Origin of the sequence: Streptomyces sp. RPT161 (assembly GCF_027533845.1) — a bacterium.
Taxonomy (GTDB): domain Bacteria; phylum Actinomycetota; class Actinomycetes; order Streptomycetales; family Streptomycetaceae; genus Streptantibioticus_A; species Streptantibioticus_A silvisoli_A.
Genome location: NZ_JAPZVN010000001.1, coordinates 461,040 through 482,192, shown reverse-complemented (window position 1 = coordinate 482,192; position 21,153 = coordinate 461,040). Strand labels below are relative to the sequence as shown.

Below are 21,153 nucleotides of genomic sequence, written 5' to 3'. Positions count from 1 at the left end.
CCCGTCTCAGCGCCGACGAATCCTGTTCCCCAACCAGACCAGTGGATCGTATTTACGATCCACTGCCCGTTCCTTGAGCGGAATCAGCGCGTTGTCGGTGATCCTGATGTTCTCCGGGCACACTTCGGTACAGCACTTGGTGATGTTGCAGTAACCGAGCCCGTGTTCCTCCTGCGCGGCGGACTTGCGGTCCAGGCCCGACTGGTCGGCCGAGTCCAGCGGATGCATGTCCAGTTCGGCGATCCGCATCAGGAAACGCGGCCCGGCGAACGCCTTCTTGTTCTCCTCGTGGTCCCGCACCACATGGCAGGTGTTCTGGCACAGGAAGCATTCGATGCACTTGCGGAATTCCTGCGAACGCCCCACGTCCTCCTGCTGCATCCGGTATTCACCGGGGCCCAGTCCGGGCGGCGGGACGAACGACGGAACCTCCCTGGCCTTGGTGTAGTTGAACGACACATCGGTCACCAGGTCGCGCACCACCGGAAAGGTCCGCATCGGCGTCACGGTCACCGTCTCGTCCGGCGCGAACACCGACATCCGCGTCATGCACATCAGCCGCGGCTGGCCGTTGATCTCCGCGCTGCACGAACCGCACTTGCCCGCCTTGCAGTTCCAGCGCACCGCGAGGTCGTTGGCCTGGGTGGCCTGCAACCGGTGGATGATGTCGAGGACGACCTCGCCCTCGTGCACCTCGACGTCGAAGTCCCGCAACTCGCCGCCGTCCGCGTCGCCGCGCCACACCCGGAAACGACCGGTGTACACGGAACCGTTGGCCTTCGGGCCAGGCGCTGCGCTCATGTGTCGAGCTCCTCGTCCGTGAGGTACTTGAGCAACTCGTCCTTTTCGAAAAGGCCGAGCAGATCGCCGCGGATCGGCGGCGTCTCCCGCCGGGTCAGCCTGATCTGGCCGTCGGCGGGATCGACCGCCGCCAGTTCGCCGTCGCGGTCGGCGAGTTCGCAGACCAGATTGGTCTTCCGCCAACGGCGGTCCATTTCCGGGTAGTCGTCGCGGGTGTGGCCGCCGCGGCTTTCGGTGCGCTCCAGCGCGGCGCGCGCCACGCACTCGCTCACCAGCAGCATGTTGCGCAGGTCGATCGCCAGGTGCCAGCCCGGGTTGAACTGGCGGTGCCCCTCGACCCCGGCCCGCCGGGAGCGCTGCCGCAGGCCGGCGAGGCGGCGCAGCGCCTCGGTCATCTCAGGGGCCCGCCGGATGATGCCGACCAGGTCGTTCATGGTCTGCTGCAACTCCTGGTGCAGCGCGTACGGGTTCTCCGCAGGGCCCCCGGCCGCCTCCGGCTCGTCGCCCTCGACGCTGAACGGGCGCAGTGCCTCGGCTGCCGCGGCGTCCACCTGCTCGGCGGAGACCCGGGGGCGGCCGTCGGTGTCCAAACCGGCGGCGTACTCGGCGGCGTGCAGCCCGGCCCGGCGGCCGAACACCAGCAGGTCGGACAGGGAGTTGCCACCCAGCCGGTTGGAGCCGTGCATTCCGCCGGCCACCTCGCCCGCCGCGAACAGCCCGGGAACCCCGGTCGCGGCCGCGCTGTCCGGGTCGACCTCGACCCCGCCCATCACGTAGTGGCAGGTCGGCCCGACCTCCATGGGCTCGGCGGTGATGTCGACATCCGCCAGTTCCTTGAACTGGTGGTGCATGGACGGCAGCCGCCGTCTGATCTCCTCGGCGGGCAGCCGGGTCGACACGTCCAGGAACACCCCACCGTGCGGAGTGCAACGCCCCGCCTTCACCTCGGAGTTGATGGCCCGGGCCACCTCGTCGCGGGGCAGCAGTTCCGGTGGGCGGCGGTGGTTGTCCGGATCGGTGTACCAGCCGTCCGCCTCCTCCTCGCTCTGCGCGTACTTCTCCTTGAAGACGTCCGGAACGTAGTCGAACATGAAGCGCTTGCCGTCGCTGTTGCGCAGTACCCCGCCGTCACCGCGCACCGACTCGGTGACCAGGATTCCCTTCACGGACGGCGGCCAGACCATTCCGGTCGGATGGAACTGCACGAATTCCATGTTGATCAGCGGTGCCCCGGCCAGCAGCGCCAGCGCGTGCCCGTCCCCGGTGTACTCCCAGGAATTGGAGGTCACCTTGAAGGACTTGCCGATGCCACCGGTGGCCAGTACGACGGCGGGCGCCTCGATGACGAAGAAGCGCCCGGACTCCCTTACGTAGCCGAACACCCCGGAAACCCGCTCACCGTCCTTCAGCACTCGGGTGACGGTGCATTCCTGGAAGACGCGCAGCCGGTCCTCGTAGTCACCGCACCGCTTGTGGTCCTCCTGCTGGAGGGAGACGATCTTCTGCTGGAGGGTGCGGATGAGTTCCAGACCGGTGCGGTCGCCGACGTGCGCCAGCCGGGGATACTCGTGACCGCCGAAATTGCGCTGGGAGATCCGGCCGTCCTTCGTGCGGTCGAACAGCGCACCCCAGGTCTCCAACTCCCACACCCGGTCCGGGGCTTCCTTGGCGTGCAGCTCGGCCATCCGCCAGTTGTTGAGGAACTTCCCGCCCCGCATGGTGTCCCGGAAGTGCACCTGCCAGTTGTCACGCGGATTGGCGTTCCCCATGCTGGCGGCGATTCCGCCCTCGGCCATCACCGTGTGCGCCTTGCCGAACAGGGACTTGCAGACCACTGCGGTGCGCAGGCCCTGTTCCCGGGCCTCGATGGCGGCCCGTAGCCCCGCTCCGCCCGCGCCGACCACCACCACGTCATAGGTGTGCCGCTCGACTTGCGTCATGTGCTGCCGCATCCCTTTCGCTGGTTTCCGGCGACCTCTTGCCCGCTAGAAGAACTTCGGATCGGTGAACGCGCCGCTGGCGACCAGGTACACATAAAGGTCGGCCACCGCGACCATCACCAAGGACCCCCAGGCCAGTGCCATGTGATGCGCCGTCAGCCGCCCCACCCAACTCCACATCCGATAGCGCACCGGGTGCTTGGAGAAGTTCTTCAACCGCCCGCCGACGACGTGCCGGCAGGAGTGGCAGGACAGGGTGTAGACCCAGATCAGCGCGACGTTCACCAGCAACACCAGGGTGCCCAGGCCCATATGGCCCCAGCGCCCGGCCGCGTCCCGGAACCCGAGCGCCGCGTCATAGGTCAGGATCACCGCGAAGACGAGCGCGAAGTAGAAGAAGTAGCGGTGCACGTTCTGCAGGATCAGCGGAAAGCGCGTCTCCCCGGTGTACTTGCGGTGCGGCTCGGCCACCGCGCACGCGGGCGGCGCGGCCCAGAATCCCCGGTAGTACGCCTTGCGGTAGTAGTAGCAGGTCAACCGGAATCCCAGCGGGAAGATCAGCACCAGCAGCGCCGGCGAAAGCCCCCACCAGGGCCCGAAGATCTGCAGGTCCGCACCCCCCCTCATGTTCACGCAGTTGGTCGCGATGCAGGGGGAGTAGTACGGGGACACGTAGGGCGCGGCGTAGTAGTCGGCGTTGGCGAAGGCCCGCCACGTCGAATAGACGACGAACACCGTCAGCACGGTGGCGGTGACGGCGGGAGCCAGCCACCAGCGGTCGGTGCGCAGCTGCCGCGCGGCGATCGCGGCACGCCCGGGGGCGTGCACGCCGCCTGATGAGGGTCCTGCTGTCTCGGTCGTGGCCAACGGGTCGCCTCCGGCGAGGTGGGTGGCTTACCGGGTTCGCCTCACGGTGTGCCGTGCTGGGGGGCTAGGGGGCGTGCCGGTCGCGGGCGCCCAGGCCCTCGTCGTCGGAGTCACGCCACAGGTTCGGGTCGTACGGGGCGTCCGGGACGGTGATCATCTGCTGGGCGGCCTTCGACTGACCGGACGGCCCGGTCCTGGAGGCCGGAGCGCTGTCGCGCAGCAACGCCAGGTCCTCCCGCAGATGGTTGGCGTCGGCCCGGACCCGCCGCATGTCGATGCTCTGCCCGACATGCTGCTCCAGCGTGGTCAGGCAGCGGTCAAGGTCGTCAAGGCGTCGCTGGGTGGCAGTGAGCTCATCCTGTAGGGACATGGACAGCACCTCCGTTGCGCGTTCGCGCGGGTTGCCCCAGAAAGTGTCGCGCGTCACAGGCGCGCTTGTGAAGACGGTATCCGCTCCGTCGGGGTCTTGCGTTTTCCCGCGAGGGGTGGCAGGCGCTCGGCTAGGCCACAAAGGTGGCCTTCGCCGTCCCCGACGCCGTGTCGGACCGGCCGCCCGGGCGCCATCACCTTCAGTAGGTGCGATAAGCGGCAAACGAGATAAGCGCTCGGGAGTCCCCCGGAGGTAGCCACGATGTCCCGCACCGCGGTCGGAACCATCGCCCTGGTCGTCGTGGCGAGCGCCGCGGCGGCCGGCTGCTCGGCCTCCTCCGGAACCGCCGCCTCCGCCGTCGACGTCGCCTCCGTCGCCCGCTCCTCGGTTCGCGACGGCGGCACGCTGCGCTGGGCGGTGGACGCGGTCCCCGGCACGCTCAACACCTTCCAGGCCGCCGCCGACCCGCAGACCGCCCGGGTCGCGGGCGCGGTACTGCCGGCGCTGTTCACCGTGGACGGCCGCGGCCGACCACAGCGCGACCCGGACTACCTGGAGTCGGCGGCGGTGGTCAGCAGGTCACCGCAGGTCGTGGTGTACAAGCTCAACCCCAAGGCGGCCTGGAGCGACGGCCGGGCTATCACCGCCGACGACTTCGCCGCCCAGTGGAAGGCGCTGAACGGAACCAACTCCGCGTACTGGAGCGCGCACAACGACGGCTACGACCGCGTCTCCGACGTACGGCGCGGCGCGGACGCCCACGAGATCAAGGTCACCTTCAGCCGCCCGATGGCGACCTGGCGGTCCCTGTTCACACCGCTGTACCCCAAGGCGGTCACCGGCACCCCGGACGCCTTCAACGACGGCAGCCGCGCCGCGCTCCCGGTGACCGCGGGCCCGTTCTCGGTCCAGTCGGTGAACGCCAAGGGCGGCACCGTGACACTGGCCCGCGACCCCCGGTGGTGGGGCGAGCCGGCCAAGCTGGACCGGCTGGTGTTCACCGCGGTGCCCAGCGCACGCCGGGCCGCCGCCCTGGCCGCCGGCAGCGTCGACGTGGCAGAGGTGAGCCCGGAGGCGCTCGGCGCGGTAACCCGGGACCGGCGGCTCGCGGTGCACCGCGCCCTGGACGCCTCGTACACCCAGCTCACGCTGAACGGCGGCAGCGGTCCACTAGCCGACGAGCGGGTTCGGCGGGCGGTGGCCCGGGCGATCGACCGCAAGGCCATCGCCCAGCAGGTGCTGCGCCCGGCCGGGCTGCCCACCGCGCCGCTCGGCAACCACCTGGTGCTGGCGTCACAGGACGGCTACCAGGACAACAGCTCGGCGATCGGCGGCCCCGACGTGAAGACCGCCCAGGCCCTGCTGGCCGACGCCGGATGGCAGCCCGGCAAGGCGAACAGCGCGCAGAACGCCGCCGCGCCCGGCCCCGGGCACGCCCACCCGGCCGCCCCGCCGCCGGGCGGCGGCAAGGTCGCGCGGACCGAGACCGTGGAACCCAGCACCCTGCGCACCGACCGGTCCGGACATCCGCTGACCCTCCAGTTCGTGCTGCCGCAGCACGACGCCACGCTCGGCGCGGTCGGCGACCGCATCGCGCACATGCTGGCCGGCATCGGGGTGCGCAGCCAGATCACCAAGGTCGCGGACAGCAGCTTCTTCCAGGACCAGATCGCCTCCGGCGACTTCGACCTGGCCCTGTACTCCTGGCCCGGCACCGCCTTCCCGGCCACCGACGCGCGCCCGATCTACGCCAAGCCGGAGCCGGGCGCGGACGGCTCGCTGGTCGTCCAGCAGAACTACGCCCGGGTGGGCACCGACCTGATCGACCGGCTGCTGGACCAGGCGGGGGCCGAACTCAACCCCGGCAAGGCGGCCGACCTGACCAGGCGGGCCGACGCCAGGATCTGGGCCGCCGCGGGCTCCATCCCGCTCTACCAGCGCCCCCAACTGGTCGCCCAGAGCATCAGGGTCGCCAACGTGGGCGCGTTCGGCTTCCAGACCCCGCGCTACCAGAACATCGGCTTCCGCCGCTGAGCGTCCGCCCGAGGGCGCTCCGAGATCGCCCAGGCGGACGCTTTCGCCCGCGCCCCGTACCATGGGGGTAAGGCCGCGGCGTGATGTTGCCCGGCGGGCGCGCGTACCGGACCGGACGCGCCGCCATCCACGAATCCGGGAGAAGCGCCCCAGTATGCCCACGCGCCACGACATCCGTAACGTTGCCATCGTCGCCCACGTCGACCACGGTAAGACGACCATCGTCGACGCCATGCTCAAGCAGGCTGGCGCCTTCGCCGCCCATCAGCTCGACTCCGTCGACGACCGGGTCATGGACTCGAACGACCTGGAGCGTGAGAAGGGCATCACGATCCTGGCCAAGAACACGGCCGTGAAGTACCACCCCAAGGGCGGTGGCGAGCCGATCACCATCAACATCATCGACACCCCCGGCCACGCCGACTTCGGCGGCGAGGTCGAGCGCGGTCTGTCGATGGTCGACGGCGTGGTGCTGCTCGTCGACGCGTCCGAGGGCCCGCTGCCGCAGACCCGCTTCGTCTTGCGCAAGGCGCTCGCCAAGCGGATGCCGGTCATCTTGTGCATCAACAAGACGGACCGCCCGGACTCCCGGATCGACGAGGTCGTCAACGAGACCTACGACCTCTTCCTCGACCTGGACGCCGACGAGGACCAGATCGAGTTCCCGATCGTCTACGCCTGCGGCCGTGACGGCATCGCCTCGCTGACCAAGCCGGAGGACGGCACCGTCCCCGCCGACTCCACCAGCCTGGAGCCGTTCTTCTCCACGATCCTGGAGCACATCCCGGCCCCGACGTACGAGGAGGACGCGCCGCTGCAGGCGCACGTCACCAACCTCGACGCCGACAACTTCCTCGGCCGTATCGCGCTGCTCCGCGTCGAGCAGGGCGAGCTGAAGAAGGGGCAGACCGTCGCCTGGATCAAGCGTGACGGCACCGTCCAGAACGTCCGCATCACCGAGCTGATGATGACCGAGGCGCTCACCCGCAAGCCCGCCGAGAAGGCCGGGCCGGGCGACATCTGCGCCGTCGCGGGCATCCCGGACATCATGATCGGCGAGACCCTGGCCGACCCGGAGAACCCGGTCGCCCTGCCGCTGATCACGGTGGACGAGCCGGCGATCTCCATGACCATCGGCACCAACACCTCCCCGCTGGTCGGCCGTGGTGGCTCCGGCAAGGGCGCCGACAACAAGGCGGCCGTCAAGGACCGCAAGGTCACCGCCCGCCAGGTCAAGGACCGCCTGGACCGCGAGCTGATCGGCAACGTCTCGCTGCGCGTGCTGGACACCGACCGCCCCGACGCCTGGGAGGTCCAGGGCCGTGGCGAGCTGGCGCTGGCCATCCTCGTGGAGACCATGCGCCGCGAGGGCTACGAGCTGACCGTCGGCAAGCCGCAGGTCGTCACCAAGGAGGTCGACGGCAAGGTCTACGAGCCCGTCGAGCGCCTGACCATCGACGTGCCCGAGGAGCACATGGGCGCCGTCACCCAGCTCATGGGCGTCCGCAAGGGCCGTATGGACAACATGTCCAACCACGGCTCCGGCTGGGTCCGCATGGAGTTCGTCGTCCCGTCCCGCGGTCTGATCGGCTTCCGCACGGAGTTCCTGACCCAGACCCGCGGCACCGGCATCGCCCACTCCATCCACGAGGGCCACGAGCCGTGGTTCGGCCAGCTGACGACCCGCAACAACGGCTCGCTGGTGGCCGACCGGGCCGGTGCCGTCACCGCCTTCGCGATGACCAACCTCCAGGAGCGCGGCGTGCTGTTCACGGAGCCGGGCACCGAGGTGTACGAGGGCATGATCGTCGGCGAGAACTCGCGCTCCGACGACATGGACGTCAACATCACCAAGGAGAAGAAGCTCACCAACATGCGGTCGTCGACCGCTGACGTGACCGAGTCGATCGTCCCGCCGCGCAAGCTGTCGCTTGAGCAGTCCCTGGAGTTCTGCCGCGACGACGAGTGCGTCGAGGTGACCCCGGAGGCGGTCCGCATCCGCAAGGTCGTCCTCGACCAGAAGGAGCGCGGCCGCGCCGCGTCCCGCGCCAAGCGGTAACGCTCACACTGGGGTTGGCGGGCTTTCCGGGGATTTCCCGGGCACCTTCCCTCGCGTTCGGATATCGGACGGGGCGTTGGAGTCATTGGACTCCAACGCCCCGTTTTTCATGGTGTGATCCGGGCTTTCCATGTCCGTATAGCGAACGGCGCGCCCGGAAGTTGTGTGAACAGTCCGTTTCGCGGGTGTCTGTCTATGTTCCATATGTCCAAGATTGCGGGGCTGTTAACGCCAGGTGTGATCAAAGCGAGACCATTTGCATGTTGGTGCCAGGCCCAACATGTCCGATAGTTGGACGCATTGAGCTCGGGTCAATGGGTCACGCGCTGATGGGGAGCGCCGACTCACGAGCATGGAGAGCCGCCTTCCGCTGTCAGGGGTGTCAGCTGGGGACCGGCCCTCCTTTCACGTAGTGATTGTGAACGCCTGTGAGGAGGCTTACCCATGCGCGGAGCCAAGAGCGCCACCATGGTCATCGGGGCGATAGCCATCGCCCTGACCGCCACCGCCTGTGGCGGTGGTAGCAGCAGCAGCGGCGCAGAGGATGGCGTGGTCCGCGCCTGGTGGGGTGACCCGCAGAACCCGCTTGAGCCCGCCAACACCAATGAGGTGAACGGCGGCAAGGTCCTGGACATGATCTTCAGCGACCTCAAGGAGTACGACCCCAAGAACTCCCAGGCCTACCTGGCCGCGGCCGACTCCATCACCTCGACCGACCAGCAGACCTTCACCATCAAGGTGAAGCCGGGCCTGAAGTTCTCCGACGGCACCCCGGTCACCGCCAGCTCCTTCGTGGACGCCTGGAACTACGGCGCGCTGCTGACCAACGCCCAGAAGGACGCCTCGTTCTTCGGCAACATCGAGGGCTACAGCCAGGTCCACCCGGACAAGGGCCAGCCGACCGCGAAGACCATGTCCGGCCTGAAGGTCGTTGACAACCTCACCTTCACGGTCAAGCTCACCCAGAAGTTCTCGGCCTGGCCGGACAGCCTCGGCTACAAGGCGTTCGCCCCGCTGCCGAAGTCGTTCTTCACCGACCACGCCAAGTGGCTCCAGCAGCCGGTCGGCAACGGCCCGTACAAGATCGTGTCGTACAGCAAGGGCCAGAGCATGAAGCTCGTCCCGAACCCGTACTACACCGGTGCGGAGAAGCCGAAGAACAAGGGTGTCCTGCTCAAGGTCTACACCGACGAGAACACCGCGTACGCGGACCTGCAGGCCGGCCAGCTGGACGTGGACGACTCCATCCCGGCGTCCGACATCCCGCACGTCAAGAACGACATGGCGGGGCGCTACCAGAACCTCCCGGCCGGCATCAACCAGGCCATCACCTTCCCGCTGAACCAGAAGACCTGGGGCGCCAAGGGCATGGAGAAGGTCCGCCAGGGCATCTCCATGGCGATCGACCGTGCCTCGATCACCCAGAAGATCTTCCAGGGCACCCGCACCCCGGCCACCGACTTCACCTCGCCGGTGCTCGGCTCGGCCGGTGGTTACAGCACCGACATCTGCGGTGACGTCTGCAAGTACGACCCGGCGAAGGCCAAGGAGCTCATCAAGGAGGGCGGCGGCATCCCGGGTGGCAAGTTCACCATCTCGTACAACGCCGACACCGGCTCCCACAAGGAATGGGTCGACGCGGTCTGCAACAGCATCAACAACGCGCTGGGCACCCAGGCCTGCCTCGGCAACCCGGTCGGCACCTTCGCGGACTTCCGCAACCAGATCACGCAGAAGCAGATGATCAACCCGTTCCGCGCCGGTTGGCAGATGGACTACCCGCTGATCGACGACTTCCTGCAGCCGCTGTGGGGCACCGGCGCCAGCTCGAACGACTCGCAGTACGCCAACCCCGACTTCGACAAGCTGATCAGCCAGGCCGAGGCCGAGCCGGACAAGGCCAAGTCCGTGGCGCTGTACCAGCAGGCAGAGAAGCTGCTCGTCAACGACATGCCGTCGATCCCGCTGTGGTACCAGAACGGTGGCGTCGCCTGGTCCGACCGCGTCTCGAACGTGACCGAGAACCCGTTCAGCTACCCGGTCTTCTACAACATCACCGTCAAGTGACCTGGTAACACGGCGTCTCCGCCAAGGCGGCGCACGGGGGAATCCACAGCAAACCGCACGCGGTGTGCGCGGCAGCCGGGCCCACGAGGCCCTGCTGCCGCGTACCCGATCCCTGGAGGGCAGATGGGGCGCTACGTCATCCGGCGACTGCTCCAGATGGTTCCGGTCTTTCTCGGAACCACACTTTTGATCTTCGTCATGGTCTACGCGCTCGGCGACCCGGTGGCCGCCATGTTCGGCGACAGAGCACCGGACCCCGCGACGGCGGCCATGATCAGGCACCAGCTTTACCTCGACCACCCGCTGTGGCAGCAGTATCTGCACTACATGGGGCAGATCCTCCAGGGCGACTTCGGCACCGCCTTCGACGGCCAACCCGTCACCCAACTCATGAGCAGTGCCTTCCCGGTGACGCTCCGGCTGACGCTGGTGGCGTTCGCCATCGAGGGCATCTTCGGCATCGCACTCGGCCTGCTGGCCGGCATGCGCCGCGGACGGTTCGCCGACACCGGCGTACTGGGCTTCACGCTGCTGATGATCTCCATCCCGGTCTTCGTCACCGGCTACCTGCTGCAGTACTTCGTCGCCGTCAAGTGGCAGTTGGCCAACCCGGCGGTGGCCGACGGCGCTCCGTTCGGCGACCTGATCCTGCCGGGCATCGTGCTGGCCGGTGTCTCACTGGCGTACGTGGCCCGACTCACCCGTACCTCGGTCGCGGAGAACTCCCGCGCCGACTACATCCGCACCGCGGTGGCCAAGGGCATGCCGCGCCGCAGGGTGGTCACGACCCATCTGCTGCGCAACTCCCTGATCCCGGTGGTCACCTTCCTCGGCACCGACATCGGCAACCTGATGGCGGGCGCCGTCGTGACCGAGCGGATCTTCAACGTCAAGGGCGTCGGCTTCCAGCTCTACCAGGGCATCCTGCGCCAGAACCCGCCCACCGTGGTCGGCTTCGTCACCGTCCTGGTGTTGGTCTTCCTCGCCGCCAACCTGCTCGTCGACCTGCTGTACGCGGTCCTGGACCCGAGGATCCGGTATGCCTGACACCACCAACTCCACGGTGAAGGACCAGGAAGCGACGACGCTCGACGCGGTCGCCGCCGTCACCCCGGCGCAGCGCGACGCACCGCGCAGCCTGTGGAACGACGCGTGGCACGACCTGCGCCGCAAGCCGATCTTCTACGTCTCCTCGCTGCTGATCCTCTTCCTGATCGTCATCTCGCTCTGGCCGAGCCTGATGACCAGCACCAGCCCGTACGCGTGCGACCTGAGCAAGTCGCAGCTCGGGCCGACCGGCGGGCACCCGTTCGGCTTCGACACCCAGGGCTGCGACGTGTACGCCCGCACCATCTACGGCGCTCGCGCCTCGGTCGCGGTCGGCATCTTCACCACCCTGGGCGCGACCATCCTCGGCTCCGTGCTCGGCGGTCTCGCCGGGTTCTACGGCGGCTGGTGGGACGCGATCCTCTCCCGGATCAGCGACATCTTCTTCGGCATCCCGATCCTGCTCGGCGGTGTGGTCTTCCTGTCGGTGATCAAGGGCGGTTCGATCACCACCGTGGTCGCCTTCATGGTGCTGCTGGGCTGGCCGCAGATCGCCCGTATCGCCCGCGGCGCGGTGATCACCGCGAAGCAGCAGGACTACGTACAGGCCGCGCGCGCCCTCGGCGCCAGCAGTGGACGGATGCTGTTGCGGCACATCGCGCCCAACGCGCTCGCTCCGGTGATCGTGGTGGCCACCATCGCACTGGGTACGTACATCTCGCTTGAGGCGACGCTGTCGTTCCTCGGTGTGGGCCTCAAGCCGCCGACCGTCTCCTGGGGCATCGACATCTCCCAGGCCTCGACGATGATCCGCAACGCTCCGCACATGCTGCTGTGGCCCGCGGGGGCGCTGAGCATCACGGTGCTCGCGTTCATCATGCTCGGCGACGCGGTGCGCGACGCCCTCGATCCCAAGCTGCGCTGAGGAGGCGTCGCCATGACCATTATGGAGAAGGCTGGTCCCGAGCAGACGGGCGCCACCGGCACCGCGCCGCTGCTCGAAGTACGCGACCTGCACGTCGAGTTCCACACCCGGGACGGGGTGGCCAAGGCCGTCAACGGCGTCAACTACTCGGTGAACGCCGGTGAGACGCTGGCCGTGCTCGGTGAGTCGGGCTCCGGCAAGTCGGTGACCGCGCAGGCCGTCATGGGCATCCTGGACATGCCCCCGGGCCGGATCCCGAAGGGCGAGATCTTCTTCCGCGGCCAGGACATGCTCAAGATGTCCGCCGAGGAGCGCCGCAAGATCCGCGGTCAGAAGATCGCGATGATCTTCCAGGACGCGCTGTCCGCGCTCAACCCCGTGCTCAGCGTGGGCTACCAGCTCGGCGAGATGTTCCGGGTGCACCAGGGCCTGTCCAAGAAGGACGCCAAGGCCAAGGCGATCGAGCTGATGGACCGGGTGCGCATTCCGGCGGCGAAGGAGCGGGTGGGGGACTATCCGCACCAGTTCTCCGGCGGTATGCGGCAGCGCATCATGATCGCGATGGCGATGGCCCTGGAGCCGGACCTGATCATCGCGGACGAGCCCACCACCGCGCTGGACGTCACCGTGCAGGCCCAGGTCATGGAACTGCTCGCGGAGTTGCAGCGCGAGATGCACATGGGCCTGATCCTGATCACCCATGACCTCGGTGTGGTCGCGGACGTCGCCGACAAGATCGCGGTGATGTACGCGGGCCGGATCGTGGAGACCGCTCCGGTGCACGAGATCTACAAGGCCCCGGCCCACCCCTACACCAAGGGCCTGCTGGACTCGATCCCGCGCCTGGACCAGAAGGGCCAGGAGCTGTACGCGATCAAGGGCCTGCCGCCCAACCTGCTGCGGATTCCGTCGGGTTGTGCGTTCAACCCGCGCTGCCCGATGGCGCAGGACGTCTGCCGTACGGACGTTCCGCCGCTGGCGGCCGTGAGCGACACGCGGGCCAGCGCCTGCCACTTCTGGAAGGAGACCCTCGATGGCTGAGGCCATTCTCGAAGTGCGGGACCTGGTCAAGCACTTCCCGCTGACCCAGGGCATCATCGTCAAGAAGCAGATCGGCGCGGTCAAGGCCGTCGACGGAGTCAGCTTCGACCTGTACCGCGGTGAGACGCTCGGCATCGTGGGCGAGTCGGGCTGCGGCAAGTCGACGGTGGCCAAGCTGCTGATGAACCTGGAGCGGGCCACCTCCGGCCAGGTGCTCTACAAGGGCGAGGACATCACCAGGCTGTCCGGCAAGGCGCTCAAGGCGGTGCGGCGGAACATCCAGATGGTGTTCCAGGACCCGTACACGTCCCTGAATCCCCGGATGACGGTCGGCGACATCATCGGTGAGCCGTTCGAGATCCATCCCGAGGTGGCGCCGAAGGGTGACCGCCGCAGGAAGGTCCAGGACCTGCTGGACGTGGTCGGGCTGAACCCGGAGTACATCAACCGGTATCCGCACCAGTTCTCCGGCGGCCAGCGGCAACGTATCGGTATCGCACGGGGGTTGGCGCTCAACCCGGAGATCATCATCTGCGACGAGCCGGTCTCGGCGCTGGACGTCTCCGTGCAGGCACAGGTCATCAACCTGATGGGCAGGCTCCAGAAGGAGTTCGACCTGTCGTACATGTTCATCGCGCACGACCTGTCCATCGTCCGGCACATCTCCGACCGCGTCGGCGTGATGTACCTGGGCAAGATGGTGGAGATCGGCGACGACGAGCAGATCTACGAGCACCCGACCCACCCGTACACCCAGGCGCTGCTGTCCGCGGTGCCCGTGCCGGACCCGGAGTCCCGTGAGCACCGCGAGCGGATCATCCTGACCGGCGACGTGCCGTCCCCGGCCAATCCGCCGTCCGGCTGCCGGTTCCGCACCCGGTGCTGGAAGGCACAGGACAAGTGCGCCACCGAGACGCCGCTGCTGGCGATCCCGGAACGGTTCAAGAACGTCGACTCACCCGCCGCGCACGAGAGCGCCTGCCACTTCGCGGAGGAGAAGGACGTGGTCGGCGCGGCCTGAGCCGTACCCGACCGGAGATGAGGGCGCTCCCCGACAGGGGGGCGCCCTCATCGGCGTTTTGAGCCTGGCTTGGGCGCCCAGGTGTTGGACACCAACGCGAACACCGTCCTGCCGGAGCTTCGGATGCTGCGGGACGGTGGTCGCCGGACGCACTGGTGGACGGGTAGGACTCGGCCCGCGGGGTGGCCCCCTCTCTCCGTGCCCTGCGGAGATACAGAGTCAACGCTCGTCAACTCAAGCCTGCCTGGCACGCGTTGACCCACCCTGGGTCTTGGGCGGAGAATCTATCGCCCGTCTCGGAGAGTGCCAGTGTTTGATGAGAACCAGCGGCTACCCCGCACGCTCGATATCAGCCTCATCGCAGTAGCGGTGGCGCTGCTCGTCCTCATCGTTGCGGTGTGGAGCAGGGTCGAAGGGCTGGGTCCCAAGATCCTACTTGCGGCAGTAGGCGCGGTCGTCCTGCTGTTTTCGGTCTTCACCCATTCTCGCGTTGTGGTCGAGAGGGACGTCGTCCGACTCTCGCTGGTGCCGGTTTGGCGCAAGACCCTTAACCTGCGGGATATCAAGGCGGCTCGGCACGCCCAGCTGAATGCTTTTCAGCAGGCCGGGGGTCTGGGCCTGCGCTGGCTCGGCAACAAGCGGGTTGCCCTCATTCTCCGCGGCCACGACTGCGTCGAACTGGCTACCACATCCGGCCACGTATATCTGGTTGGTACTTCTCGGCGGAATGAACTCCTCAGTGCACTGTGGGAGTTGGGAGTCCCGTCGCCGACCGGCGATGAGGACTGACCGGAAGCTTGCCTCGGGGCGCGGTGTAACGCTCACCGCTTCGGCTCGACTGGCGAGGGCGCCAGAGGTCGCGCTACCGCCCAGTGATGTCGAGGCGTCGCAGGGAGCGCGTTCGACCAAGGGCTCGCTGGGACTGGTGCAACGGCTCCTGTACCCCCTGCTCCAGGAAGGCGTGCAAGTCGGAGCTCAAGTGGCGGAAGTCCAGCTTCAGCGAAGGTGGAGCAGCGGACTGCGTCGAAGTCGCCACCGGCGCCGCAGGCGCGAGCCACCTTCGCGAGAGCGACGACCCGCGTACCGTCATAAAACTGCGCCCCGCGCCTTCGGCGCCCTGGTGCGCCGCATCAAGACGGGTGCGTTCGACGGCTTCGTCAGCTGACGGCGCAGGACCTTTCGGCTCGGAGGCCCGTCCGCCTCCACCACTCGTCCGGCGCACCGCGTCGGGGTAGTGGGACTCCCGCATACGGGCGGTTTCCCCCGCGGTCTCCGCGTGTACGACCGCCGGAAAGGCGTGGAAGATCACCCGTTGGGTGTTATTTGTGGCTACGTGTGACGTGAGCCATGAGGAGGCACCCGAATGCGCGGACCCGCACGCCCGAAGTGGGCGGTGTGCGCGGCAGTGGTCGTACTGACGGCCACCGCCTGCGGCGGCGGTAGCCGTCCCGGGGGTCCGAACGCCGTCGTGCGCGCCTCCTGGGGCGATCCGCAGCATCCGCTGGAGCCCGCGAACACCAACGAGGTGCAGGGCGGCAAGGTGCTCGACATGGTCTTCCGCGGCCTGAAGAGATACGACCCCAAGACCGGCGCCGCGCAGAACTGGATCGCCGACTCGATCACCAGCTCGGACCAGCAGAACTTCACCGTGCGGCTCAAGCCGGGCTGGCGGTTCTCCAACGGCGAGCCGGTCACCGCGCGTTCCTTCGTGGACGCCTGGAACTACGGCGCGCTGGTCACCAACAAGCAGCTCAATTCCAGTTTCTTCGGCTACATCGACGGATACCGCCAGGTCCACCCGGACTCCGGAAGCCCTACCGCGAAGACCATGTCCGGGCTCTCGGTCAAGGACGACCGCACATTCACCGTAAGGCTCAGCCAGAAGTTCTCCACCTGGCCGGACACCCTCGGCTACTCGGCGTTCTACCCGCTGCCCAGGGCGTTCTTCACCGACCACGCGGGCTGGCTGCGGAAACCGGTCGGCGACGGCCCGTACGAGATCAACTCGTACACCAGGGGCACCGTCATGAGGCTGCGCCGATGGGACGGCTACACCGGCGACGACAAGGCGAAGAACGGCGGCGTCGACCTACAGGTCTACACCGACAGCAACACCGCGTACACCGATCTGCAGGCCGGAAACCTCGACCTGGTCGATGACATCCCCACCACCCAACTGCGCAACGTCAAAAAGGACCTGGGGTCGCGCTACATCAACCAGTCCGCCGGAATCATCCAGACCATTGCCTTTCCGATGTACCAGTCGCGGTGGAGCGGCGGCAACACACAGAAGGTGCGCCAGGGCATTTCCATGGCCATTGACCGCGCCTCGATCACAACCCGGATCTTCCGCGGCACCCGCACCCCTGCCACCGACTGGACCTCGCCGGTGCTCGGCGCGCGCGGCGGATTCAAAGCCGGGCTGTGCGGCGCCGTGTGCACCTACAACCCCACCCAGGCGAAAAGGCTGATCCAGGAGGGCGGCGGCCTGCCCGGCGGGCAGATGAAGATCGGCTACAACGCCGACACCGGCTCGCACAAGGTGTGGGTGGACGCGGTCTGCAACAGCGTCAACAACGCCCTGGGCAACGACAAGGCGTGCGTGGGCGCCCCGGTCGGCACCTTCGCGGACTTCCGCAACCAGATCACCAACAAGTCGGAGACCCAGCCGTTCCGCGCGGGCTGGCAGATGGACTATCCGCTGATCCAGGACTTCCTGCAGCCGCTGTACTACACGGGAGGCTCCTCCAACGACTCGCACTGGTCCAACGCCGATTTCGACCGGCTGGTCGACCGGGCCAACGGGGAATCCGACCGGGGCCGGGCGGTGAACGACTTCCAGGACGCGGAGCGCATCCTCGCCCAGCAGGTGCCCGCCATTCCGCTGTGGTACCAGAACGGCAACGCCGGCTACTCCGCCAACCTCTCGAACGTGGCGCTCAACCAGTTCAGCGTCCCGGTCTACAACGACATCACCGTCAGCTGAACTCACTCGGGGAAAGGCTCCATGGGACGGTATGTGATCCGGCGGCTGCTCCAGATGATTCCGGTCTTCGTCGGCAGCACTTTCCTGATCTTCGTCATGGTGTACGCGCTGGGCGACCCGGTGGCCGCGTTGTTCGGTGACCGCGCCCCCGATCCGGCGACCGCCGCGCAGATCCGCAGGGACCTCTATCTCGATCATCCGCTGTGGCAGCAGTACACGCACTACATGGCGCAGATCTTCCAGGGGAACTTCGGCACCGCGTTCACCGGCCAACCGGTTCTCGAACTGATGGGATCCGCCTGGCCGCTGACCATTCGGCTCACCATCGTGGCGATCGTCGTCGAGGCGGTCATCGGCATCATCCTCGGCATCGTCAGCGGACTACGGCGCGGCCGCTCGGTGGACACCGGAGTGCTGGTGCTGACGCTGATCGTGGTATCGATTCCGACCTTCGTCAGCGGATACGTCCTTCAGTTCCTGTTCGGCGTCAAATGGGGAGTGGTCAACCCCTCGGTCTCGCCGGCGGCGCCGTTCAACGAACTGGCCCTGCCCGGCGTCGTGTTGGCGCTGGTCTCGCTGGCGTACGTCACCCGGCTGACCCGTACCTCCATCGTGGAGAACCACCGGGCCGACTACGTACGCACCGCCATCGCCAAGGGACTGCCGCGCCGCCGGGTGATCTTCCGGCATCTGCTGCGCAACTCCCTGATCCCGGTGGTCACCTTCATCGGCACCGATGTCGGCGCGCTGATGGGCGGCGCCATCGTCACCGAGCGGATCTTCAACATCCATGGCGTCGGCTACCAGCTCTACCAGGGCATCCTGCGGCAGAACTCCCCGACGGTGGTCGGCTTCGTCACCATCTTGGTGATCGTCTTCCTGGTGGCGAACCTGCTCGTGGACCTGCTGTACGCGGTACTGGACCCGAGGATCCGATATGCCTGAGCAGCTCGAACAGCCCAACGGCCGGACCTCGGCCGACGCCGTCGGCAACGCCGGTGCGGGCGGCGCCATGGAGTTCGCCGCCACCGAGGCGGCGTCCATCGGCCAGGCCACCGCGCCGTCCGCGCGGGCCCGCAGCCTGTGGTCGGACGCCTGGCACGATCTGCGCCGCAACCCGATCTTCATCGTGTCCGCGCTGCTCATCCTCTTCCTGGTGCTGATCGCCATCTGGCCCCAACTGATCGCCAGCGGAAACCCGTTGGCCTGCGACATCAACAAGTCGCAACTGGGTCCGGCGCCCGGCCACCCCTTCGGCTTCGACACCCAGGGCTGCGACGTCTACACCCGCACCGTCTACGGCGCCCGGGCCTCGGTCACCGTCGGCGTCTGCGCCACGGCCGGGGCCGCACTGCTCGGCAGCATCCTGGGCGGCTTCGCCGGGTTCTTCGGCGGCTGGTGGGACGCGCTGCTCTCCCGGGTCAGCGACATCTTCTTCGGCATTCCGATCATCCTCGGCGGCCTGGTCTTCCTCTCCGTGGTCACCAACACCACGGTCTGGCCGGTGGTCGGCTTCATCGTGCTGCTGGGCTGGCCGCAGATCGCCCGTATCGCCCGCGGTGCGGTGATCACCGCGAAGCAGAACGACTACGTACAGGCCGCCCGCGCGCTCGGCGCCGGGCCCGCCCGGATGCTGCTGCGGCACATCGCGCCGAACGCGATCGCTCCGGTGATCGTGGTGGCCACCATCGCGCTCGGTACGTACATCTCGCTTGAGGCGACGCTGTCCTTCCTCGGCGTGGGGCTCAAACCACCCACCGTCTCCTGGGGGATCGACATCTCCTCGGCCTCCACCCAGATCCGCGACGCACCGCACATGCTGCTGTGGCCCGCCGCCGCGCTGAGCGTCACGGTGCTCGCGTTCATCATGCTCGGCGACGCGGTGCGCGACGCCCTCGATCCCAAGCTGCGCTGAGGAGACGTCCGTTGGACACATTGCTGGACGTACGCGACCTGCATGTCGAGTTCCGCACCCGGGACGGGGTGGCCAAGGCGGTCAACGGTGTCAACTACTCGGTGAACGCCGGTGAGACGCTGGCGGTGCTCGGTGAGTCCGGCTCCGGGAAGTCGGTGACCGCGCAGGCCGTCATGGGCATCCTGGACTCACCGCCCGGCCACATCACCCGGGGCAGGATCTTCTTCCAGGGCGCCGATCTGCTCTCGCTGCACCGCGAGGCGCGCCGCCAGCTGCGCGGCGCCAGAATGGCGATGATCTTCCAGGACGCGTTGTCGGCGCTCAATCCGGTGCTGAGTGTGGGCGCCCAGCTCGGCGAGATGTTCGTGGTGCACCGCGGTCTGTCCCGTAGGGACGCACGGGCGCGGGCCGTCGAGCTGATGGACCGGGTGCGCATTCCGGCGGCGAAGGAGCGGGTGGGGGACTATCCGCACCAGTTCTCCGGCGGTATGCGGCAGCGCATCATGATCGCGATGGCGATGGCCCTGGAGCCGGATCTGATCATCGCGGACGAGCCCACCACCGCGCTGGACGTCACCGTGCAGGCCCAGGTCATGGAACTGCTCGCGGAGTTGCAGCGCGAGATGCACATGGGCCTGATCCTGATCACCCATGACCTCGGTGTGGTCGCGGACGTCGCCGACAAGATCGCGGTGATGTACGCGGGCCGGATCGTGGAGACCGCTCCGGTGCACGAGATCTACAAGGCCCCGGCCCACCCCTACACCAAGGGCCTGCTGGACTCGATCCCCCGGCTGGACCAGAAGGGCCAGGAGCTGTACGCGATCAAGGGGCTACCGCCCAGTCTGCTGCGGATCCCGCCCGGCTGTGCGTTCAACCCGCGCTGCCCGATGGCACAGGAGGTCTGCCGCACCGACGAGCCACCGCTGTACGAGGTCGCGCCGCACCGCGCCAGCGCCTGCCACTTCTGGAAGGAGACCCTCGATGGCTGAGGCCGTTCTCCAGGTGCGGGGCCTGGTCAAGCACTTCCCGCTGACCCGGGGGATCGTATTCAAGAAGCAGATCGGCGCGGTCAGGGCCGTGGACGGGGTGGACTTCGACCTCTTCCAGGGTGAGACGCTGGGCATCGTGGGCGAGTCGGGCTGCGGCAAGTCGACGGTGGCCAAGCTGCTGATGCGGTTGGAGGAGCCGACCGCGGGACGGATCCTGTTCAAGGGCGAGGACATCACCAGGCTGTCCGGCAAGGCGCTCAAGGCGGTGCGGCGGAACATCCAGATGGTGTTCCAGGACCCGTACACGTCCCTGAATCCCCGGATGACGGTCGGCGACATCATCGGTGAGCCGTTCGAGATCCATCCCGAGGCGGCGCCGAAGGGCGACCGCCGCAGGAAGGTCCAGGACCTGCTGGACGTGGTCGGGCTGAACCCGGAGTACATCAACCGGTATCCGCACCAGTTCTCCGGCGGCCAGCGGCAACGTATCGGCATCGCGCGGGGGTTGGCGCTCAACCCGGAGATCATCATCTGCGACGAGCCGGTCTCGGCGCTGGACGTCTCCGTGCAGGCCCAGGTCATCAATCTCATGACCCGGCTCCAGAAGGAGTTCGACCTCTCCTACATCTTCATCGCGCACGACCTGTCCATCGTCCGGCACATCTCCGACCGCGTCGGCGTGATGTACCTGGGCCGGATCGTCGAACTCGGCAACGAGGAACAGATCTACGAGCACCCGACCCACCCGTACACCCAGGCGCTGCTGTCCGCGGTGCCCGTGCCGGACCCGGAGGCACGGGAGCGCCGCGAGCGGATCATCCTGGCGGGTGACGTGCCGTCGCCCGCGAACATCCCCTCTGGATGCAGGTTCCGCACGCGGTGCTGGAAGGCGCAGGACAAGTGCGTGACGGAGGTTCCCCCGCTGGCGGTCCCTCCGGCTCTCCGTGAGGTGGGCGGGCCCGCGGCGCACGAGAGCGCGTGCCACTTCGCGGCGGAACGGGACTGCGCACCCGCGGGAGGTTAGGGACCTTCCCACCCACCGCCCACTTGGCGTGGGCCTTCTGCTTGCCGTCGCGCCCCTCCGCGGG

Annotated in this window: 18 protein-coding genes; 14 read left to right on the top strand and 4 right to left on the bottom strand. The window is 67.8% G+C overall.

All coding sequences use genetic code 11. The annotated features are described in order from the left end of the window. Nucleotides 1–6: 6 nt before the first annotated feature. From O5O46_RS02095 to O5O46_RS02080, 4 genes are all read right to left on the bottom strand, one after another. Nucleotides 7–801 (bottom strand): succinate dehydrogenase/fumarate reductase iron-sulfur subunit, encoded by a 795-nt coding sequence (locus O5O46_RS02095; protein ID WP_269853440.1) that lies wholly within the window; start codon nucleotides 799–801, stop codon nucleotides 7–9. After that, nucleotides 798–2,741: a fumarate reductase/succinate dehydrogenase flavoprotein subunit gene (locus tag O5O46_RS02090; RefSeq protein WP_269853439.1), complete on the bottom strand. Its 1,944-nt coding sequence runs from the start codon at nucleotides 2,739–2,741 to the stop codon at nucleotides 798–800. The genes O5O46_RS02095 and O5O46_RS02090 overlap by 4 nt, the downstream gene beginning before the upstream one ends. A gap of 45 nt (nucleotides 2,742–2,786) precedes the next feature. After that, complete coding sequence (locus O5O46_RS02085; RefSeq protein ID WP_269853438.1) at nucleotides 2,787–3,608, bottom strand: hypothetical protein; 822 nt, start codon at nucleotides 3,606–3,608, stop codon at nucleotides 2,787–2,789. 64 nt (nucleotides 3,609–3,672) lie between these two features. Next, the gene (locus O5O46_RS02080; RefSeq protein WP_269853437.1) at nucleotides 3,673–3,978 is read right to left on the bottom strand and encodes a hypothetical protein; all 306 of its coding nucleotides are present in this window, start codon (nucleotides 3,976–3,978) and stop codon (nucleotides 3,673–3,675) included. 261 nt (nucleotides 3,979–4,239) lie between these two features. Here O5O46_RS02080 and O5O46_RS02075 point away from each other — a divergent pair, with 261 nt between their 5' ends. The 14 genes from O5O46_RS02075 to O5O46_RS02010 all read left to right on the top strand — a co-directional run bounded on the left by O5O46_RS02075 (nucleotide 4,240) and on the right by O5O46_RS02010 (nucleotide 21,089). Continuing rightward, nucleotides 4,240–6,012, top strand: coding sequence for an ABC transporter family substrate-binding protein (locus O5O46_RS02075; protein WP_269853436.1), 1,773 nt, complete (start codon nucleotides 4,240–4,242; stop codon nucleotides 6,010–6,012). A 154-nt stretch (nucleotides 6,013–6,166) separates the two neighbouring features. Then, nucleotides 6,167–8,071 carry a translational GTPase TypA gene (gene typA, locus O5O46_RS02070; protein WP_269853435.1) on the top strand — a complete coding sequence of 635 codons (1,905 nt, stop codon included), beginning with the start codon at nucleotides 6,167–6,169 and terminating at the stop codon, nucleotides 8,069–8,071. Nucleotides 8,072–8,515: 444 nt separating this feature from the next. Then, nucleotides 8,516–10,138: a peptide ABC transporter substrate-binding protein gene (locus tag O5O46_RS02065; RefSeq protein WP_269853434.1), complete on the top strand. Its 1,623-nt coding sequence runs from the start codon at nucleotides 8,516–8,518 to the stop codon at nucleotides 10,136–10,138. A 123-nt stretch (nucleotides 10,139–10,261) separates the two neighbouring features. After that, nucleotides 10,262–11,185, top strand: coding sequence for an ABC transporter permease (locus tag O5O46_RS02060; protein WP_269853433.1), 924 nt, complete (start codon nucleotides 10,262–10,264; stop codon nucleotides 11,183–11,185). Beyond that, on the top strand, nucleotides 11,178–12,110 hold the full coding sequence (locus O5O46_RS02055; protein ID WP_269853432.1) for an ABC transporter permease: 933 nt from the start codon (nucleotides 11,178–11,180) through the stop codon (nucleotides 12,108–12,110). The genes O5O46_RS02060 and O5O46_RS02055 overlap by 8 nt, the downstream gene beginning before the upstream one ends. A 12-nt stretch (nucleotides 12,111–12,122) precedes the next feature. Continuing rightward, nucleotides 12,123–13,151 carry an ABC transporter ATP-binding protein gene (locus O5O46_RS02050; RefSeq protein ID WP_269853431.1) on the top strand — a complete coding sequence of 343 codons (1,029 nt, stop codon included), beginning with the start codon at nucleotides 12,123–12,125 and terminating at the stop codon, nucleotides 13,149–13,151. Beyond that, complete coding sequence (locus tag O5O46_RS02045) at nucleotides 13,144–14,172, top strand: ABC transporter ATP-binding protein (protein WP_269853430.1); 1,029 nt, start codon at nucleotides 13,144–13,146, stop codon at nucleotides 14,170–14,172. Before O5O46_RS02050 ends, O5O46_RS02045 begins: the two co-directional genes overlap by 8 nt. Nucleotides 14,173–14,481: 309 nt before the next feature. Then, complete coding sequence (locus O5O46_RS02040; protein ID WP_269853429.1) at nucleotides 14,482–14,961, top strand: hypothetical protein; 480 nt, start codon at nucleotides 14,482–14,484, stop codon at nucleotides 14,959–14,961. 86 nt (nucleotides 14,962–15,047) lie between these two features. Beyond that, entirely contained in the window at nucleotides 15,048–15,407 is a 360-nt protein-coding gene (locus O5O46_RS35285) for a DUF397 domain-containing protein (RefSeq protein ID WP_333482318.1), read from the top strand. A gap of 128 nt (nucleotides 15,408–15,535) precedes the next feature. Continuing rightward, the gene (locus tag O5O46_RS02030; RefSeq protein WP_269853428.1) at nucleotides 15,536–17,158 is read left to right on the top strand and encodes a peptide ABC transporter substrate-binding protein; all 1,623 of its coding nucleotides are present in this window, start codon (nucleotides 15,536–15,538) and stop codon (nucleotides 17,156–17,158) included. Between the two features lie 21 nt (nucleotides 17,159–17,179). Next, entirely contained in the window at nucleotides 17,180–18,103 is a 924-nt protein-coding gene (locus O5O46_RS02025) for an ABC transporter permease (protein WP_269853427.1), read from the top strand. After that, entirely contained in the window at nucleotides 18,096–19,073 is a 978-nt protein-coding gene (locus O5O46_RS02020; RefSeq protein WP_269853426.1) for an ABC transporter permease, read from the top strand. The genes O5O46_RS02025 and O5O46_RS02020 overlap by 8 nt, the downstream gene beginning before the upstream one ends. A gap of 20 nt (nucleotides 19,074–19,093) precedes the next feature. Beyond that, nucleotides 19,094–20,065, top strand: coding sequence for an ABC transporter ATP-binding protein (locus O5O46_RS02015; RefSeq protein WP_269853892.1), 972 nt, complete (start codon nucleotides 19,094–19,096; stop codon nucleotides 20,063–20,065). Next, nucleotides 20,058–21,089, top strand: a complete 1,032-nt coding sequence (locus O5O46_RS02010) for an ABC transporter ATP-binding protein (protein WP_269853425.1) — start codon at nucleotides 20,058–20,060, stop codon at nucleotides 21,087–21,089. Before O5O46_RS02015 ends, O5O46_RS02010 begins: the two co-directional genes overlap by 8 nt. The last annotated feature ends 64 nt before the right edge of the window (nucleotides 21,090–21,153 follow it).

Excerpts from the sequence above, each read along its gene's own strand:
- O5O46_RS02025 (WP_269853427.1), top strand. The coding sequence starts at position 17,180 with ATGGGACGGTATGTGATCCGGCGGCTGCTCCAGATGATTCCGGTCTTC.
- O5O46_RS02065 (WP_269853434.1), top strand. The coding sequence starts at position 8,516 with ATGCGCGGAGCCAAGAGCGCCACCATGGTCATCGGGGCGATAGCCATC.
- O5O46_RS02045 (WP_269853430.1), top strand. The coding sequence starts at position 13,144 with ATGGCTGAGGCCATTCTCGAAGTGCGGGACCTGGTCAAGCACTTCCCG.
- O5O46_RS02055 (WP_269853432.1), top strand. The coding sequence starts at position 11,178 with ATGCCTGACACCACCAACTCCACGGTGAAGGACCAGGAAGCGACGACG.
- O5O46_RS02075 (WP_269853436.1), top strand. The coding sequence starts at position 4,240 with ATGTCCCGCACCGCGGTCGGAACCATCGCCCTGGTCGTCGTGGCGAGC.
- O5O46_RS35285 (WP_333482318.1), top strand. The coding sequence starts at position 15,048 with ATGTCGAGGCGTCGCAGGGAGCGCGTTCGACCAAGGGCTCGCTGGGAC.
- O5O46_RS02080 (WP_269853437.1), bottom strand. The coding sequence starts at position 3,978 with ATGTCCCTACAGGATGAGCTCACTGCCACCCAGCGACGCCTTGACGAC.
- typA (WP_269853435.1), top strand. The coding sequence starts at position 6,167 with ATGCCCACGCGCCACGACATCCGTAACGTTGCCATCGTCGCCCACGTC.
- O5O46_RS02010 (WP_269853425.1), top strand. The coding sequence starts at position 20,058 with ATGGCTGAGGCCGTTCTCCAGGTGCGGGGCCTGGTCAAGCACTTCCCG.
- O5O46_RS02030 (WP_269853428.1), top strand. The coding sequence starts at position 15,536 with ATGCGCGGACCCGCACGCCCGAAGTGGGCGGTGTGCGCGGCAGTGGTC.
- O5O46_RS02060 (WP_269853433.1), top strand. The coding sequence starts at position 10,262 with ATGGGGCGCTACGTCATCCGGCGACTGCTCCAGATGGTTCCGGTCTTT.
- O5O46_RS02090 (WP_269853439.1), bottom strand. The coding sequence starts at position 2,741 with ATGACGCAAGTCGAGCGGCACACCTATGACGTGGTGGTGGTCGGCGCG.
- O5O46_RS02050 (WP_269853431.1), top strand. The coding sequence starts at position 12,123 with ATGACCATTATGGAGAAGGCTGGTCCCGAGCAGACGGGCGCCACCGGC.
- O5O46_RS02095 (WP_269853440.1), bottom strand. The coding sequence starts at position 801 with ATGAGCGCAGCGCCTGGCCCGAAGGCCAACGGTTCCGTGTACACCGGT.
- O5O46_RS02020 (WP_269853426.1), top strand. The coding sequence starts at position 18,096 with ATGCCTGAGCAGCTCGAACAGCCCAACGGCCGGACCTCGGCCGACGCC.